Source organism: Planctomycetia bacterium (assembly GCA_015200345.1).
Classification (GTDB): Bacteria; Planctomycetota; Phycisphaerae; order UBA1845; family UTPLA1; genus PLA3.
On record CP054187.1, the window covers coordinates 173,795 to 190,393 of the forward strand.

15 protein-coding genes are annotated in these 16,599 nt (G+C 61.1%); all 15 read left to right on the plus strand.

Going from position 1 to position 16,599, the window contains the following annotated elements; translation table 11 throughout:
* Window positions 1-201 precede the first annotated feature (201 nt).
* The 15 genes from HRU71_00780 (at window position 202) to HRU71_00850 (ending at window position 16,597) form a co-directional block, all read left to right on the plus strand.
* A complete protein-coding gene (locus HRU71_00780) occupies window positions 202-615 on the plus strand; it encodes a ubiquinol-cytochrome c reductase iron-sulfur subunit (GenBank protein ID QOJ04877.1) in 414 nt (137 codons plus the stop codon).
* 57 nt (window positions 616-672) lie between these two features.
* Window positions 673-1,458 carry a cytochrome b N-terminal domain-containing protein gene (locus HRU71_00785; GenBank protein ID QOJ02111.1) on the plus strand — a complete coding sequence of 262 codons (786 nt, stop codon included), beginning with the start codon at window positions 673-675 and terminating at the stop codon, window positions 1,456-1,458.
* A 325-nt stretch (window positions 1,459-1,783) separates the two neighbouring features.
* Window positions 1,784-2,677: a cytochrome C gene (locus HRU71_00790; protein QOJ04878.1), complete on the plus strand. Its 894-nt coding sequence runs from the start codon at window positions 1,784-1,786 to the stop codon at window positions 2,675-2,677.
* A gap of 34 nt (window positions 2,678-2,711) precedes the next feature.
* A complete protein-coding gene (locus HRU71_00795) occupies window positions 2,712-7,151 on the plus strand; it encodes a c-type cytochrome (GenBank protein ID QOJ02112.1) in 4,440 nt (1,479 codons plus the stop codon).
* Window positions 7,152-7,369: 218 nt separating this feature from the next.
* Complete coding sequence (locus HRU71_00800; GenBank protein QOJ02113.1) at window positions 7,370-8,206, plus strand: TonB-dependent receptor; 837 nt, start codon at window positions 7,370-7,372, stop codon at window positions 8,204-8,206.
* 136 nt (window positions 8,207-8,342) lie between these two features.
* Window positions 8,343-9,344, plus strand: coding sequence for a cytochrome c oxidase subunit II (locus HRU71_00805; protein QOJ02114.1), 1,002 nt, complete (start codon window positions 8,343-8,345; stop codon window positions 9,342-9,344).
* 21 nt (window positions 9,345-9,365) lie between these two features.
* Window positions 9,366-11,177 (plus strand): cbb3-type cytochrome c oxidase subunit I, encoded by a 1,812-nt coding sequence (locus tag HRU71_00810; protein QOJ02115.1) that lies wholly within the window; start codon window positions 9,366-9,368, stop codon window positions 11,175-11,177.
* A gap of 29 nt (window positions 11,178-11,206) precedes the next feature.
* Window positions 11,207-11,977, plus strand: a complete 771-nt coding sequence (locus HRU71_00815; protein QOJ04879.1) for a cytochrome c oxidase subunit 3 — start codon at window positions 11,207-11,209, stop codon at window positions 11,975-11,977.
* A 9-nt stretch (window positions 11,978-11,986) separates the two neighbouring features.
* On the plus strand, window positions 11,987-12,295 hold the full coding sequence (locus HRU71_00820; protein QOJ02116.1) for a cytochrome C oxidase subunit IV family protein: 309 nt from the start codon (window positions 11,987-11,989) through the stop codon (window positions 12,293-12,295).
* 2 nt (window positions 12,296-12,297) lie between these two features.
* Complete coding sequence (locus HRU71_00825; GenBank protein QOJ02117.1) at window positions 12,298-12,504, plus strand: LPXTG cell wall anchor domain-containing protein; 207 nt, start codon at window positions 12,298-12,300, stop codon at window positions 12,502-12,504.
* Between the two features lie 21 nt (window positions 12,505-12,525).
* A complete protein-coding gene (locus HRU71_00830) occupies window positions 12,526-12,786 on the plus strand; it encodes a hypothetical protein (protein QOJ02118.1) in 261 nt (86 codons plus the stop codon).
* Window positions 12,783-13,898 carry a COX15/CtaA family protein gene (locus HRU71_00835; protein ID QOJ02119.1) on the plus strand — a complete coding sequence of 372 codons (1,116 nt, stop codon included), beginning with the start codon at window positions 12,783-12,785 and terminating at the stop codon, window positions 13,896-13,898. The genes HRU71_00830 and HRU71_00835 overlap by 4 nt, the downstream gene beginning before the upstream one ends.
* Window positions 13,895-14,839: a protoheme IX farnesyltransferase gene (gene cyoE, locus HRU71_00840; protein ID QOJ02120.1), complete on the plus strand. Its 945-nt coding sequence runs from the start codon at window positions 13,895-13,897 to the stop codon at window positions 14,837-14,839. The genes HRU71_00835 and cyoE overlap by 4 nt, the downstream gene beginning before the upstream one ends.
* Window positions 14,836-15,786, plus strand: coding sequence for an ABC transporter ATP-binding protein (locus HRU71_00845; protein QOJ02121.1), 951 nt, complete (start codon window positions 14,836-14,838; stop codon window positions 15,784-15,786). Before cyoE ends, HRU71_00845 begins: the two co-directional genes overlap by 4 nt.
* Window positions 15,779-16,597: an ABC transporter permease gene (locus tag HRU71_00850; GenBank protein ID QOJ02122.1), complete on the plus strand. Its 819-nt coding sequence runs from the start codon at window positions 15,779-15,781 to the stop codon at window positions 16,595-16,597. The genes HRU71_00845 and HRU71_00850 overlap by 8 nt, the downstream gene beginning before the upstream one ends.
* Window positions 16,598-16,599 lie beyond the last annotated feature (2 nt).

The window sequence follows — 16,599 nt, forward strand, 5'->3', positions numbered from 1 at the left end:
GGCATGCCCGAGCCGGTGAAACAGGCGTCGAAGATGTCGCCCGATGAATTGCCGCCCGACGGCAAGTACCAGCGCGTGCTGGAAAAGACCAAGCCCTCCAAATCCGAGGAACCGACCCGTCGAAACGTGCTGCTTTGGACGGCGTGGGGCACGTTTGGTCTGGCGGCCGGCGGCTTGCCGGCACTGGCATTCAATCGGTTCATGGCGCCGAACGTGCTGGAGCAGGAGGATCCGAAGGTCCGATGCGGGTCGCTTAGCAAGTATCTGTCGATGGCACCGGGCGACGTGAACGAAGACTACAAGCCGGTCAAGCCCAGCGGTTTCTGGATCATTCGCGAGGAAGATCGCATATCGGCGTTGTCAATCATCTGCACGCACCTGGGTTGCATCCCGTCGTGGCTGCCGAACGATCGGAAGTTCAAATGCCCGTGTCACGGGAGCGGGTTCAAGCCGAACGGCACGAACTTCGAAGGCCCGGCGCCGCGCCCGCTGGAGCGTTTCAAGATTTACCTTGACGGGGATGAAGTGATCGTGGATCGTTCCCGCAAGTTTTTGGCGATGGGGCCCAATGACACCGGCCCGTGGAACGATCCGGATGCGTCGATTCCGGTGTAACGTGAGGACCGGCGCGGGTGTGTCCGTGCCGGCGCAGCGAGTGGAACGGTAGGGTCGATGAGTTTATTCAACGCAGTCGGCGATTACATCCGCGGAAGCCAGATCTGGGGTTCGATTTTCCGCCACGGCGTGCCGAAGGATCGTCGCACGCGCGCCATGGCGATCCTTAGCAACGTCTTCCTCCACCTGCACCCGGTTGCGGTGCGCAAGAGCGGCATCCGTCTTTCGTTCACCTGGTGCATGGGCGGATTGACGTTCTTTTTGTTCCTCGCCGAGACGATCACCGGCATCCTGCTCATGTTCTACTACCGCCCGGTGGTGGAATATGCGTACGTCGATATTCAAGGCCTGCGGGCGCACGTCACGCTCGGCCTGCTTCGCGAGATTCACCGCTGGGGAGCGCACGCCATGGTCATCGCGATCTGGCTGCACATGCTTCGCGTCTTTCTGACCGGCAGCTACAAGCCGCCGCGTGAGTTCAACTGGGGCGTCGGCGTTGTGCTGCTCACGCTGACCCTGTTGTTGTCGTTCACCGGCTACCTGCTTCCGTGGGATCAACTGGCGATCTGGGCCATCACCGTCGGGTCGAACATGGCCCGCGCGACGCCGATCGCAGGGCATGAGGGGCCTGGCGCGGCGTTGCTCCAGATCGCCGGTGTGCCGTTCATTCACAGCGGATCCGATGCGCGCTTTCTTCTGCTGGGCGGCACGGTTGTCGGCCCCAACGCGCTGCTGCGGTTTTACATCCTGCACTGCATCTTCATCCCGTTCGTGGTGACGATCCTGATCGCCGTGCACTTCTGGCGCGTCCGCAAGGACGGCGGAATCTCGGGGCCGCTTTAATCTCTAACCAAGGATGACACGCGACGTGCTTAACGGGCTATTGAATACAGGTTGGGCGTTGATCGCCACCGGCGGGGCGGGCGGACTTCATGCTCCCAGCGCGATCGACCGCGTCAAGGGGATCATCGACGGGCTGTGCGATCCCAAGTATTTCGTGACGCTGACGACGCTCGCCCTGATCGTCGCCCTTCTGACGTATCGAATATGGACCAAGCCGCGCATCGCGCTGCTCTTGGCGGTTGGGTTTACGGCCTTTTACGGCGCCAGCGCGCTGGATCCTGACTTTTTCAGCATCATCAAGAAGCCGGACAACGTCCCGATCACGATGATGCTTTATTTCACAGGCTTCTGTACCTGGCTGGGGTTCCGTCAGGCCGCGTTGAACGACGAGCGCATGGAGCGAGGCCAGCCGCTGATCGAGAGCGGGGCCGATGACAAGGTGCTCGTCTGGCCCGATCTGGTTTACACCGAGCTGGTCTGCCTCATTCTATGCTCGGTGTTTTTGATCGTCTGGGCCATTGTCTTGAAGGCGCCGCTGGAGCCGCCCGCCAACCCGACGAACATTCCCAATCCATCCAAAGCGCCGTGGTATTTCCTGGGTCTCCAGGAATTGCTCGTTTACTTCGACCCGTGGATCGCCGGCGTGTTGCTGCCGGGCCTGATCATCGTCGGTCTGATCGCGCTGCCGTACATCGATAAGAACCCGCGCGGCAACGGGTACTACACCTTCAAAGAGCGGCGCTTCGTCATCTCGGTCTTCATGTTCGGCTTCATCATCATGTGGATCGTGCTGATCGTGCTGGGTACGTTCCTCCGGGGGCCGAACTGGAACCTGTTCGGACCTTACGAGACGTGGGATCCGCACCGCCCGGCCGCGTTGCTGAACGTCAACGTGTCGGACATCTTCTGGGTGGTCATACCCGAGAAGACCGGCTGGTGGACGCCGGGGCTGCCGACGAAGGGTCTGTTGTTCATTCCGGCCTACCTGATTCGGGAGGCGCCGGGGCTGATTCTGCTGGGGGGTTATTTCTGTGTGTTGCCGGTGTTGCTTGCCAAGACGGTCTGGAAGCGGTTGTACGCCCAGATCGGACTGATGCGATACGTGGTGTTCTGGGTGCTGATGAGTTGGATGTTCATCGTGCCCATCAAGATGCTTCTGCGATGGGCAATGAACATGAAGTACTTTGTTGCCATCACGGAATGGTTCCTGAACGTTTGATTTCCCGCGTTCCAACCGGAGTCGATAGTCGCTCATGCCTGTACCGACGGAAACACTTTACAACACGAAACGGATGAACGTGCTGTTCGCCGTTGTGTCGTTTGTCGCCCTGGTGACGACCGGCTGGATGCTGTGGCACGATTTCAATCGGCCCTGGCGACACATCCAGAAGGACTATTTCAATCTCCGTTCGGCCCTGGCGCACTTTGAAGCGTTGAAATACGAAAATCCCGAAGAACAGGAAAGGCACCGCGCGCTGGTTGAGGCGGTCCGCGCCGCCGAGGCTTCGCTGGCCACGCCGGAGAACCAAGCGCGCGAGCGCGACTTGACTTCCAGGGAAACGACGCTGGCGGGGCGGTTGCAGGCTGCGGCCCTGGAGTATGGCAACCTGAATGCCGAGTTGCAGGTCATGCTCTTCAACGTCGAGGAGCACAAGACGCTTCACGGACCGGAGTCGCCCAAGACCCTCTCTGCGATCAGGGCCTACGAGGCGCGCAAGATCCGCACCGCCGAGATCAAGGCCGAGCAGGAGAAGATCGAGGACGAGCTTCGTGCGATCCGCGATGAATTGAAGGCCTTCTACAAGTCGCGCACCGAGGCCCGGAAGGCCTTGGCGGCCTACGAGAAGGGCCGCGACGATGCGGAGCGGTTGGACCGCCTGTACGGCCCCGGCGTTGTCCGATTCGCCCTGAATATCCCCGGACTGGATTCCTTCCCCGCGAAGGACACGCCGGGCCGTCAGGAAGTGCGACAGGTTTTCAGCAAGGGCGTTCGATTTAATTATAACTTTGTCGATTCTTACGTGACCGACCGGTGCATCACCTGTCACGTCGGGATCGACGATCCCACCTTGACGCCCGAAGGCTACGTGAAGCGCACCGAAGCGGCGCTGGCGGCAACGCGCGTGCAGGCGATCCTAAGGGAGGAAAACGAAAAACTTGCTCGGGAGCTTGTGCGTCGTTTGGCCGACGTGGATGTCAGTGAATACGCCGCGGGTGACCGGCCGAAGGATGCCGAGAGCGTCCGCCGATACGTCAGTCGCTTTGTGGATGCAGCCAATATTTATCTTGAAGAGCTTCAACGTCCGTCGTTGAAACTCGATGCGCTCCTTGCCGGTCTGGGCGAGGCCGCCGAATTGACGCGCGGCCGCGTGCAGGACGCGGTGGAAGCCCAGTTCCGTGCGATCCTCGCCGTCGTGCCGCCGACCGGCGCCGACGGCAAGACGCGAATCGCGTTTGAAGCCATGAGTCCCGAGCAGAAGACTGCGTATTTCAGCAGCCTGACGGCGGCAATGAACCTGTATCTGCAACACGAAGGCCGTCCAGCGGTGGATTTGAAAAGCGAGCTGCGCGCGCACCCGCGGCTGGATTTGTACCTGTCACCGGACTCGCCACACCCGATGAAGACCATGGGTTGCACGGTCTGTCACGAAGGCAGCGGGCAGGAGACGGATTTTGTATTCGCGGCTCACACGCCGACCAGCAAGAAGCAGAAGGAAGAGTGGGCGAAGAAATACTACGTCAAGGAACTCGGCGTACCGCTGGCCACGTTTCACCTCGTGGAGGAATTCTGGGAGCGCCCGATGCTGCTGCCGGATCAGTATTCCGCCAGTTGCCGCAAGTGCCATGACCAGACGTTTGATCTCGAACGCAGCAAGACGTTCAAGGTCGAGGCGGCCGAGCGCGTCGTCGAAGGTCGCGAGATGTTCACGGCCGTCGGCTGCATCAACTGTCACAACGTCGAGGGGCTGACGGACAGCCGCAAGGTCGGACCGGACCTGGCGCACGTGGGTGAGAAGTTGACGCCCGGCTTCATGGAGAAGTGGATCGCGTACCCGGCCGACTTCCGCCCGTCCACGCGCATGCCGCACTTCTTTCGGCAGGAGAACAATCTTCCCTCCAGCGCCAACGAGTTCGACCCGGATCCGGTGTTGCGGTCCGAGGTCGAGATACAGGCGATGGTGCATTACTTGAATGTGTTCTCGCGACCGTACGACGCATTGCCGACCCCCGCGGGCATGACGGGCAACGCCGCGCGAGGCGAGGAATTGTTTACATCCATCGGTTGCCTGGCGTGTCACGTGAACCTGGCGGCAAAGAACCCTCTGGATGAGGCCGGGCGCACCTTCGCCGAGAGTTGGATCGTCACCGATCTGAAGATGGCGCAGGGCTTGAGTGACGAAGAGGCCAAGAAGCGGTTCGATGCGATGTCGCCGAACGATCGCGCGCGTTATGCGTCGGACACCTTCACACGACAACGGCGCGAAGCGGCCCGGCATGCGGCACAAGCGGAAGAACTGGCAGCGGATAGAGAAGGCCGCGACCCCGACCCGCGTCGCATGTACATCCCGCCGGAGTTCACGCGTCTTGCGCCGGAGCTTTCGGGCTTCGGCACGAAGATGATCCCCGTGGCCGGCGATGCCGCCCAGACGCAGCGTGCGGTGCAGTGGCTTTACAATTGGTTGCGCGAACCGCGTCACTATTCGTCCTACACGAAAATGCCGCGGCTGTTCCGAGAGAACATTTACTGGGCCGACCATCCGGAGGAGCAGAAGAATAAGACCAACCAGGACATTCTGGACGTTGCCGCCTATTTGCTTAGTCTGCGCAACGACGAGTTCAAGCCCGACGCCTTCCCGGAGACCTCGCGCCATGCCGAATTGCGGAATGAACTCATACTGTCGCTCCTGACGGGGCAGAACACCGAGAGCGTGTCGCGGCAGATACTCTCCGACGAGCCGGTCACGCCGTCCGATCCCTATGGTCGACTGACGGCCGCAATCGTCTCTCAAACGGCCGTATCGTTTGGTGGGGGCGATACCGGCAAGCAGGTCGCCGTTGAGATGATTGCGTCGCGCTCGCCGACGCTCGCCGATCGCCAAAAGCTGTACCTCGGCATGAAGATGATCAGCCATTACGGTTGTTATTCGTGTCACAACATCGTGGGCTTCGAAGACGCGACGCGTCCCGGCACGGACCTGACGCTTTGGGCGCAGAAATTCATGAGCCAATTGGATTTTGCGTTCTTCAGTCCGCCGTTTGAGCATGAGATCGAGAAGCAGCCGGAAGTTTTCGGCAAGCTTTATCGGGAGGACAAAGAGTTCGAGCACCTTTCGCGCGATGGCGGCAACGAGGACCTGCACATCCTGCACAATCACGGCTCGTTCGCCTATCACAAGATGCGCAACCCGCGTATCTGGGACCGCGAGAAGATCAAGAAGCCCTACGAGAAGCTGAAGATGCCGAACTTCTTCTTCTCCCCGGATGAAGCGAAGAACCTCGTGGCGTTTCTGTTGAGCATGAAAGATCGCAACGTCGCGCCGGAGCTTCGTATTCCGTACGACCAATCTCCCGCCGGGCGCATTGCGCGCGGCCGCGCGCTGGTGCGCGAGTTGAATTGCATCGGCTGCCACACGATTGAGAGCAACGTGGAAGCAACGATTCACCAGTATTACTCCAGCGACACGTCGCTTTCCGACACCGACCCGCGCGGGATGCGCTTCCAGCCGCCGCTGCTCTGGGGCGAAGGGGCCAAGGTGCAGTTCGACTGGCTGTTCGGTTTTTTGAACAACGTGGAGATGCTTCGCCCGTGGCTCAAGGTGCGCATGCCCAGCTTCCATCTGACGAAGGAGCAGGCGACGATCCTCGTGGAGTATTTCGCTGCCCTGTCACAGTACGAGTCCGCCGTGCTGAAGCGCGAGCTGGACAAGGTGGTGCGCCATTTGCAAACCGTTCACAACAGCGGCGGCGGATCCTCGAGCGGCGCGACCAATGCCTGGTTCATGGATCCCAAGTTTGCCGACCAGGCGGCCTTTCTTTCGAAGTACGGGGTCAATCAAAAGCAGGTGCGTGCCAATCAGTTGACACCACCGGATTCAAACGATGCGAACGAGATCGCTGATTCACTTTCTCCGGCGTTTGAGCGCCTGGTGGCGCGCGGTCAGTTCCTTGCGGGCTTGTTCGACGTGAAGTACCCCTTTGCTGATCCGGAGACGCACCACGTCGACGACAAGCGGTTCAAGGATGGCGAGGAGTTCCTTTATAACCAGAAATGCCTGGCTTGCCATGTGGCGGGGGATCCGTCCGTGCCCGGCACGACGCTGGACATCAAAGCGCCGAACTTCGCGCTGACCTACAAGCGGCTTCGATATGACTGGGTCATCAAGTGGCTTCAGGATCCGCAGGCGATTCAGCCCGGCGCGAACATGCCGCAGATCTTCCAGGGCGGCAGCGCCTTCGCCGGTTTACCGGATGATCAGCGTACAGAGAGCGAAAGAACGTACGGCAAGACCGTCGAGGAACAATCGACTTTGCTGGTCGATTTCCTGTTTAACCTCGGCGCGCGTGGTTATACCGCCGTCCAGCCGGGAGGCACCACGCCGCCCGCGCCGGCCGAGCAGCCAAGCGGTGAGTTTGATTTTGACGGCGGCGGCGAGACGACGAGCAAGCCTGCCGAAGAAGGATTTGACTTTTAATGGATTTCGTCGGTGCGCAGTTTCCCACACGGATGGCCGAGAACGTGTGGCCGGGAAGGGGTCGCATTGGAGTAGTTGGATCTCGTCAAACAGGGGCTATCATTGCGGAAAAACGCCTGTCTACTACAATGCCGGACGGAGCGTAACTTCACCGTTGCGATGGGGATACGTAGGTTTCCCGCGGCGGTGGGCCGTGCCGTGCATGAGGAGTTGCAACCATGAAAAAGTATATGCTGCTGGGGCTGGTGTGTGGCGTCGCGGTCGCGTTGACGACTGTCCGCGCGCAGGCGGACAACGAGAAAGGGACGGCCGTCATCAAGGGCAAGGTCGTGTATGACGGGGCGGCACCGGCGACGAAGGGACTGCCACCGATGAGCGCGGATCCGGTTTGCGCCAAGGCGCATACCAAGCCGCAGCCCGACCAGGGCACAATTGTTTACGCAAAGCAGGGCAATACGATCCCGTATGCGTTTGTCTATGTGAAGAGCGGGCTGAAGGGCAAGTACGACGCGCCGAAGGATCCGGTCGTGCTGGATCAGAAGGGCTGCATGTATCACCCGCACGTGTTCGGCATGGTCGCCGGCCAGCCGATTGAGATCAAGAACAGCGATCCGACGAACCACAACATCCACTCGCAGCCGAAGAAGAACACCGAGTTCAACTTTGCACAGGCCAATGCCGGCATGGTGAAGAAGCTCGAGGGCAAGGACACGTTCACGAAGCCGGAGATCATGATCAAAATCAAGTGCGACGTGCACGCGTGGATGTCGAGCTATTGCGGCGTCGTCTCGAATCCGTTTTTCGCGGTGACCAAGTCGCACGAAGACACCCAGACCGAATCGGAGCGCGGCACGTTCGAGATTAAGGAACTGCCGGCCGGCGATTACGAACTGGAAGCCTGGCATGAGAACTTTGGCAGCACGACCGTCAAGGTCAGTGTCAAAGACGGCGAGACCAAGGAGGTCGAGATCAAGTTGAGCGGCAAGCGCGGCGAGGTGCCGGCCGCCCGCGAAGTGATTCTCTCCTCGGCTGCCGACAAGGTTGAGAAGCTGTAAGACAGGTTTGTGGATGAACGGACCGTGGCGGGGTTGATGTCCAGCCTCGCCACGAATTCATCGGGTGGAGGCGTGCATCCGGCATTCGCACCGAGCGCGAACGGAGTCGCCCAGTCCATCCCCGCAGGGAGACGCGATGTACGGATTGCTTGCGCAGGTGAATTACGGCAACTGGCTTCCCCCGCAGTTGACCCATCACGGCGGCGGGGTCGATGTCCTGATTGACACGCTGCACGTGTTCATGCTTCTGATCTTCGTTCCGTGGGCGCTTTTCTTTGCCTACTGCCTGCTGAAGTACCGCTCGCGCAGCGGGCACTCCGCCACGTATACGCCGATCAAGGCCAAGCTGTCTAAATACGCCGAGATTGCGGTAGCAGGTTTCGAAGTGGTCCTGCTCGTGGGCTTCTCCTACCCCGTCTGGGCGGAGTACAAAAACGCGCCGCCCGCGCCCGACAAACGAACGGAAATCCGCGTGATCGGTGAGCAGTTCCAGTGGGACTTCCATTACCCCGGACCCGACGGCAAGTTCGGCCGCACCAACGCGAAGCTCATTTCGGCAAGCAACACGATCGGCCTGGATGACAGCGACCCTGCCGCCGCAGACGACATCGTTCGCGTCAATGAGTTTTACCTTCCCACTGGTCGAGACATTTATCTACGTCTGACGTCCAAGGATGTGATTCACAGTTTCGACATCCCGACGATGCGGGTGAAGCAGGACGTGATCCCCGGCATGGAGATTCCCATCTGGTTCAAGGTGAACGAGGGCGTCACGTCCGACAAGCTCCGCGAACAGATGACGCGCCGCGTGCCGATCACCGCGGCCAACTGGTACAAACTGCGGCACCTCGTCGCATCGGAAGATCACAAGAGCAAGTCCGGCGAGGTCGTCCTCGCGAAGGGCGCCGACCTGGGCCTGACGCATCAGGCAGGAACCGAGACCATCGAAAAACTGGCCAAGGCCGGCGTTACCGAACTGGTGCTTCAGCCGCGTGAGCCGCTCGAGGTGATTTGTGCGCAGCTCTGCGGCAACAGCCATTTCAAGATGAAGGCCATGATCAAGGCACAAACATCCGACGAGTTCGACGCCTGGGTCGCCGAGGCCTCCAAGAAGGTCGAATTCACAACTGATTTTTAGCCAATCAAGGACTTGCAGACCATGGCAACTAGCGCTCACGCATCCGCCCCGGCCCGTCCGCACGGCAAGCCGCATGTCCCGGGCGAGCCGCACGGCGGCCACCATCACGGTCACCACGAACACGACCTGCCCTTCTGGCGGAAGTACATCTTCTCCGTGGACCACAAGGTCATCGGCGTGCAGTACGCCGTCACCGCGCTCGTGTTTCTCTTTTTCGGCTTCAGCCTCATGATGGCGATGCGCTGGCAGCTCGCCTATCCCGGCCAGCCGATCCCGATCATCGGCAAGTTTCTTAGCAGCGCGATCGCTGACAACGGCGTTCTTTCCGGCGACGGCTACAACGCCTTCGGTGCCATGCACGGCACGATCATGGTGTTTCTCGCCATCGTGCCACTGGGCGTCGGCGGGTTCGGAAACTACGTGCTGCCGCTGCAAATCGGCGCGCCCGACATGGCCTTCCCTCGGCTGAACATGGCCAGCTACTGGGTCTATCTTCCCGGCGGCATCATCATGCTCGCCAGCTTTTTCATGAAGGGGGGCGCCGCCGCCAACGGCTGGACGTCCTACGCGCCGCTCTCGGTCATCGCCATCAACGGGCAGACGGTCTGGCTGCTCGGCATGGTGTTCCTCATCACGTCCTCGCTGCTCGGCTCGGTGAACTTCATCGTGACGACGGTCCAGTTGCGGGCGAAGGGCTTGAGTTTCATGCGCCTGCCGTTCTTTGTCTGGGCGCAGCTGGTCACGTCGTTCCTGCTGCTGCTCGCTTTTCCGCCGCTGGAAGCCGCAGCCGTCCTGCAACTGATGGATCGCGTGGCCGGCACGAGCTTTTTCATGCCCGAGGGCCTGGTCGTCAGCGGCGTCGTGCAGAACCAGATCGCCGGCGGCGGCAGCCCGCTGCTTTGGCAGCACCTGTTCTGGTTCCTGGCGCACCCGGAGGTGTACGTGCTGATCCTCCCCGCGCTGGGTATCGTCTCCGAAGTCATAGCCAACAACACGCGCAAGCCGCTCTGGGGCTATCGGTCGCTTGTCTATTCGGCCATGTTCCTGGGCTTCATGTCGTTCATCGTGTGGGCGCACCACATGTTCATGACCGGCATGGGCACGACCTTGAGCACGTTCTTCCAGGCGACGACGATGATCATCTCCGTGCCGTCCGTCGTCATTTTGACTTGTCTGATATTGAGTTTGTACGGTGCGGCGATTCGCTTCACGGTGCCGATGCTCTTTGCGCTGGCCTTCCTGCCGATGTTCGCCATTGGCGGATTGACCGGCCTGCCGCTGGGATTGACCGCGTCGGACATTCACCTGCATGACACGTATTACGTCATTGGACACTTCCATTACGTCGTCGCGCCGGGAACGATCTTTGCCATGTTCGCCGGCATTTACTACTGGTTCCCGAAGGTGACCGGTCGACGGATGAACGATTTCCTCGGCAAGCTGCACTTCTGGCCCAGCTTCCTTTTTATGAACGTGGTCTTCATGCCCATGTTCTTCCAGGGCATGGCCGGCCTGCTTCGCCGGCAATACGACCAGACGGAGCAATTACACGGCTCGCTGGCACACGGCCTGACGACGATGTCATCGTGGGGCGCGTGGATGCTGGGGCTGGCGCAATTGCCGTTCATCATTAATTTCTTCTGGAGCATGGTCGCCGGGAAGAAGGTGGGGGCGAATCCGTGGGAGGCGACCACGCTCGAGTGGGCTGCGCCTTCGCCGCCGCCGCACGGCAATTTCGAATCGGTGCCGGTCGTTCACTGCGGCCCGTATGAGTACAGCGTTCCCGGCAAGAAAAACGACTACTGTCCACAACACGTGGCGCTGGAGGCTTGAACTTGTCCGCAGTCGCGATTCCTCATGACATGGATGCCCATCCCGTTACCGGGATGTACAACGGCAAGTTCGGCCTGTGGCTGTTTCTCGCCAGCGAAGTGATGCTGTTCGGAGCGTTGTTCAGCAGCTACGTCCTGCTGCGTGTCGGCGCGCCCGAGGGCACGTGGCCGCACCGGGGCGATGAGATCCTCAACGTCTGGCTGGCGTGTTTTAACACGGTCGTGCTGATTACGTCTTCGGTAACGATGGTGCTTTCGTGGGCGCAGCTCAAGATGCACAATCTGTCCAAAGGCCTGACGTGGCTGACGGTGACGTTCCTGCTGGCGGGCACGTTTCTCGTCGTGAAGTACTTTGAATACAAGGACAAGTTCCACCATCACATGGTCGTGACGGTGGAGCCGGTGGAGGTTCACGGTGAGGGCATCACGCGCGTCACCGGCCACATCACCGAAGAGACCGAAGACCACGTGAAGATTTCACCCGACGCCAAGAAGGGCGAACACGGCGTGGCTGCGGCGCACGCCGAGGCGATCACCATTCCGCGATCCAACATCGTGCGCGTGACGAACTTCGGCCCTCGGCACAGCAACTTCCTCGGCATTTACTTCACCCTGACCGGCCTGCACGGGTTGCACATTGTCGGCGGCATGGTGGTGATTCTGTATTTCATTGTCCGCGGAAAGAGCCAATGGCAGTGGAACGCCGAGAAATTCACCAACCGAATTGAATGCACCGGTCTGTATTGGCACTTTGTCGACTTGGTCTGGATCTTCCTCTTCCCGGTTCTATACCTGCTTTAGGAGTGCCCCATGAGCGGCTCGTCCGTAGAAGAAATCCAAAAACACGTTCGCGTGTACCTCGGCGTGTTCCTCGCGCTGCTGGTGCTGACGGGCGTGACCGTCGGGGTGGCCGAGCTTCACTTTCTGACGACGACGCAGGCGATCATCGTCGCGCTGGTCGTCGCTTCGGTGAAGGCGTCGCTCGTGGCGTGCTATTTCATGCACCTGATCTCCGAGCGCGGCATGATCTTCTGGATTATTGGCATCTGCGCGCTGTTTTTTGTGGCGCTGCTGTTGCTGCCCGTGATTACCGAGGCCGGCAACGTGAGGGTGAGGTAGCCATGTCGCTGACGGCGTTTCATGTGTTTTTCATCATCGCATGCCTCGTGCTCGGCCTGGGCGTCGGCGTGTGGGGCGTGCGCGATTACTCGTCGACCGGTGAGCAAACCTCGTTGTATCTCGCTGCCGGCTCGTTTTGCGGCGCAGTGCTTCTGGCGGTGTACGGAAGCTGGTTCCTGCGAAAGATCCGCCGAATGACAACGGCGTGAGGCATTGGGTGGGTGCGTTCGATGAAGCGTTTCACGGCCATGCTTAGCGGCATCCTGATCGCCTGCTCGGCGAATGAGGCGATGGCCTGCGCCGTCTGCCAGGGCAATCGCGATTCGCAACTGGTCAAGGGCGCCGAGTCCGGTGTGTTGACACTTGTCTTTGTGACCTACGGGCTGCTCATCGGCATGGCCGGCATCTGCACGATGTGGGCCTTGCGCGCTCGCCGGCTTCGTATACAGGAGTTGTCACAGAACGATCACGCGGGGGGCGCCGCATCATGACGCACGCCCCGGCTCAAACAGCCTCTCCATCCGCCGCGACGTTTCGCCGCGGCCTGCATCGCTATTGCGTCCTGCTCGCGCTGTGCGTCCTCGGCCTGATCGCCGCAGGCGGCATGGTCACCAGCACCGGCAGCGGCCTGTCCGTGCCCGATTGGCCGACCAGCTACGGTTACAACATGTTCACCTTTCCGCCCTCGAAGTGGACCGGCGGGATTTTCTACGAACACACGCACCGCCTGATTGCTTCGACGGTCGGCCTGCTCACGATCGGGCTGGCGATCTGGATGCACCGGTGTGAAGCGCGTCGCTGGGTTCGGCGGCTGTCGTATTTCGCGCTCGCGCTGGTCATCGTGCAGGGCATCCTCGGCGGCCTCACGGTGAAGTTCCTCCTGCCGACGCCGATCTCGGTGTTTCATGGCTGCCTCGCGCAAGCGTTTCTGTGCGTCATCACGGCACTGTCGGTATTCACCTCGCGCCGATGGCTTGAGGACGATGCGAGCAAGGTGACGACGGGTCGTTTGGTCCGGGTGAACACGTCGCCCTCCTGGCCGCTTCCGCGATTGACTGTCGTGTGCGTCGCGGTGGTGTTCTTTCAGCTTGTGATCGGGGCGATCATGCGCCATACACAGAGCGGGCTGGCTGTTCCCGACTTTCCGCTCGCCTACGGTCGCGTGCTGCCCTCACTGGATGACGCCAGCATCGCTGCTTACAACGAAACGCGCATCTGGAATTACCAGTTACCGGCCGTTACGAAATCACAGATCGTTTGGAACCTGTCTCATCGGGTCGGCGCGTTGCTTGTGACGTTGCTGCTGACTGCGGCCTCCGTCATCGCTTGGCGCCGCCACCGTGGCGTTGTTCCGCTCGTTCGGCCGGCAATCGCGATGCCCCTATTGTTGTTGGTTCAAGTTGCGCTGGGCGCGATGACGATCTGGTCAGGCCGCCATCCACTGCTGGCCACGGCACATGTGGCGGTTGGTGCCGCGACGCTGGCGACGACTTTGATCCTGATGCTATGGAGCCGCCGATTGCTGCAAGTTGTGCCGCATTGCATCGCGCGGCGCAATGAACCATTGCGCACGTCGGTTGCCGTCGCAGGGGTGCGTTCATGAAAAAGGTGCTCAAGCATCCCGACCATTCCGGCGGGGGGTCGGCGGCGGCCGTGCCGGTGGATGCGTCGCTGGGCTCGCTGCTTCGCCGGCGCGCGGCGGACTTCTGCGAATTGGCGAAGCTTCGCATCAGCATCCTGGTGCTGCTGGTGACGGCAATCGGTTACTGCGTGGCGGGGGACTCACCGATTGACTCGGTCCGCCTGCTTCACACGCTGCTCGGCACCGGCTTGGTCGCGATCGCCGCGAACACTTTGAACCAGGTCTGGGAGCGGCGTTACGACGCGATGATGCATCGCACGCGCAATCGGCCGATCCCCAGCGGACGACTCTCGGCGTTGGAAGGATTCATCTTCGGCGTGTGGTGCTGCGTTGCAGGGACGGTCTATCTCTGGCTCCTTGCATCGCCGCTCGCGGCCGCACTGGCCGCGGTCACGTTTTTATTATATGTCTTTGTCTACACACCGCTCAAGCGCCGTACCGTGCACAACACGCTAATTGGTGCGGTGCCGGGCGCTTTGCCTCCGGTCATTGGTTACGCCGCCGCGACCGGGCGCATTGATGCACTGGCCGTGATGCTGTTCGGCATCGTGTTCGTCTGGCAGTTGCCGCATTTCTTCGCCATTGCCTGGATGTATCGTGAGGATTACGCAAGGGGCGGATTCCGCATGTTGTCCGTGGTCGATCCGACCGGTCGCGCCACGCGCCGTCAGACCCTTGCTTACACGGTGTTGTTGATCGCCGTCAGCCTTGCGCCCGCGCTGGCCGGGTTCGCCGGCTCGGCGTTTTCAATCGGCGCTGCCGCGCTGGGCGCGGCGCTGCTGGCCGTGGCGAAGCAAATGGCCGATCAATTGTCAGCCGTTACCGCGCGGCGGATGTTGTTGGCGACAGTAGTCTATCTCCCGGCAGTCATGCTGCTGCTCCTGATGTACCGAACGACGTGATTCCGGCTGTTCAGGTTGAAAACCTGTCCTTTCGATACGGCGAGCGCGAGGCGCTGGCCGGCGTGTCGCTGACGGTTCAACCCGGTGAATGCTTCGGATTGCTCGGCCCCAACGGCAGCGGAAAAAGCACGCTTTTTCGAATCCTCTCGACGCTGCTGCCCCCTCGGAGCGGCCGTGCATCGGTCTGCGGACACGATGTCGCAACCGATCGAGCCCTCGTTCGCAGACAGATCGGCGTCGTCTTCCAGTCGCCGAGCCTGGATTTGCATTTGACGGGTCGTGAGAATCTTCGCTGTGCGGGCCGATTGTATGGAATGAGCAGATCGCAACTGGAATCTCGCATCGACGCGTGCATGGAGTGGTTCGGTGTGCGCGATCGTGCCGGCGATCTCGTCAAATCGCTCTCGGGCGGACTTCGGCGGCGCGTGGAAATCGCGAAGTGCCTCCTGCATGCGCCGGCCGTCTTGCTGCTCGATGAACCCAGCACGGGTCTGGATCCATCGGCGCGGCGCGAGATGTGGCCTTACCTCGATCGGGTTCGAGAGCAAAGCGGGACAGCGGTGGTGCTGACGACGCACCATCTTGATGAAGGTGATCGGTGCGACCGTCTCGCGATTCTCGATCGCGGTCGAATCGTGGCGCTGGGATCGCCGCGTGAGCTGAAGCAGCGCGTCGGCAACGTCTGCATCACCATCGATGCCGACGACGCGGCGCAGCTGGGAAGTGCTCTTCGCGAGCGGCTCCAGATCAAGCCGATCATCATCGGTCATTGTCTCCGGATCGAGTGTGCCGATGGAGCTGCGATCCTCGGCGAGATTGCGCGGGTCTGCGGCGGCAGCGCGCGCTCGATCACCCTTGGTCCGGCGACGTTGGAGGATGTGTTCATTCACGAAACCGGTCGTCCGTTTCAGCGAGAAGCGACCGAGCCGGAGTTGGCACATGGTTGACGCAACGGCGATGCACAGAGAGTCGTTTCTGCTCGCCTGGGTCGCGCTGTGGCGGCGGGAAGTAATTCGATTTCTGCGCCAGCGCAGCCGTGTGATCGGCGCACTGGGGACGCCGCTGGTCTTCTGGATTATCCTCGGTGCGGGCCTGGGCCGGAGCCTGTCCGTCCCGGGTGTCGATTCGATGACGTATCTGGAGTTTTCGTTTCCTGCGGCCTTGCTGACGATTCTCATGTTCACGGCAATCTTTTCGACTTTCTCCATCATTGAGGATCGCCAGGCGGGCTTCATGCAGGGGGTCATCGTGTCGCCTGCGCCCCGCCATGCCATCGCACTTGGCAAAGTTTCCGGCGGCGTCACGCTGGCGGTGGGGCAGGCTGCCCTGTTTCTCGCGCTGGCTCCGATGGCTGGGATCGCGCTCAATGCGCCGCGCGTCGTCCTGACGCTGGCAGCGTTGACGCTCGTGGCGTTCGCGCTGACGAGCTTCGGCGCGTGGCTGGCTTGGCGCATGGAATCGACGCAAGGCTTCCATGCCGTGATGAATCTGTTGCTCATGCCCATGCTCGTGCTGTCGGGCGGATTCTTCCCCGCCGGCGGTTCAGCGACCTGGCTGCGCGCGACCATGGCGGCCAATCCGTTGAGTTATTGCGTCGGATTGTTACGAGCGAGTCTGTATCTGGGCAGCGACGCACCGCACGCCGCGCCGCCCGGCGGTATCAGCATGTCCCTGGCGATTTGCGCTGCTTTTGCGGCTATCATGTTTCACCTGTTTACGCGGGCCGTGTCCCGCGATTCCGCCGCGGCCGTGACTTGACG